Genomic DNA, 1425 nt, shown 5'->3' on the forward strand with positions numbered 1-1425 from the left:
GCTGACCGGCGCGGTGGAGCAGACCGCCGAACAGCAAGAGACTTCCGCCGTGGCTTTGGGCACGCTGCGGCGGGATGAGGACGACCGGGCACGGCTGCTGACGAGTCTGGCGCAGGCTTACGTGCACGGCGTGGACGTCGATTGGTCCGTGTGGTTCGAGGGCCTCGGGGCGCGGCGGGTCGAGCTGCCCACGTACGCCTTCGAGCACCAGCGGTACTGGCTGGACGCGGGCCGTGGGACGGCCGATGCCGTCGGGCTGGGGCTGGAGTCGGCGGGTCATCCGCTGCTCGGGGCGGTGGTGGTGCCGGCGTCGCAAGATGGTGTGGTGCTGACCGGGCGGTTGTCGTCGTACACGCATCCGTGGCTGGCGGACCACACCATCGGTGGGTCGGTTCTGCTGCCGGGTACGGCGTTCGTGGAGCTGGCGTTGCGCGCCGGTGACGAGGTCGGTTGCGGGTTGCTGGAGGAGCTGACCCTGGAGCAGCCGCTGGTGCTGTCCGGGGACCGCTCGGTGGCGGTGCAGGTGACCGTGGAGGCGCCGGACGAGACCGGGCGCCGTACCGTCGTCGTCCACTCCCGCCCCCAGGGCGGAGACGGCGCATGGGACCGGAACGCGACCGGCGTTCTGGCCGAGGCCGCCGCGCCACCGGCCGAGGTCCTGGCGGTGTGGCCACCTGCCGACGCGCAGCCGGTGCCGGTGGACGGGCTCTACGAGCGGCTGGCCGACCGGGGTTACGGCTACGGGCCGGCGTTCCGGGGCCTCACGGCGGCCTGGCAGCAGGGGAACGAGGTGTTCGCCGAGCTCGCCCTGCCGGACGGCGCGGAGGGCTTCGGTATCCACCCGGCGCTGCTGGACGCCGCTCTGCATGCCTTGCTGCTCGAGACCGCGAACACCGCCGACGACGAGAACGGCGCGAACGGTGAGAACGGCGAGAACGGCGAGAACCCCGGGCTGCGGGTGCCGTTCGCGTGGACCGGGGTACGGCTGCACGCGGTCGGCGCCTCCGCGCTGCGTGTGCGCCTGTCGCGGGAAGCCGGTGACACGGTGCGTCTGGCGGCGTACGACACCACCGGTCTGCCTGTCGTGTCGGTGGACGTGCTGCGGCTGCAACCCATCTCCACGGAGCGGCTGGCTCCTGCGGCCCCGGCGCGCGACAACGCGTTGTTCGAGCTGCGGTGGACGCCGGTGCCGGCACCGCAGGTGGCCGCGACGGACATCCTGACGCTGGACACCGACTGCGCCGGCCTCGCCGAGCTGATCGACAGCGGCGTACGGCCCGACGGCGTGGTGGTCGCCCCCGTCGAGCCCGGCGGCGAGGTGCACGCACGCCTCGGCGCGGTGCTGCGGCTGATCCAGCAATGGGCGGACGCACCGGCCCTCGCCGACTCGCGCCTCCTCGTGGTCACCCGCGGCTCGATGGCCGA

1 protein-coding gene is annotated in these 1425 nt (G+C 73.4%); it reads left to right on the forward strand.

Annotated elements, in window-relative coordinates; translation table 11 throughout:
* Nucleotides 1–49 precede the first annotated feature (49 nt).
* The coding region (locus AXW62_RS39660; protein WP_174556492.1) for a polyketide synthase dehydratase domain-containing protein at nucleotides 50–1425 on the forward strand (1376 nt) is incomplete at its 3' end.

The organism is Streptomyces hygroscopicus subsp. hygroscopicus, assembly GCF_001553455.1.
Lineage (GTDB): Bacteria > Actinomycetota > Actinomycetes > Streptomycetales > Streptomycetaceae > Streptomyces > Streptomyces hygroscopicus.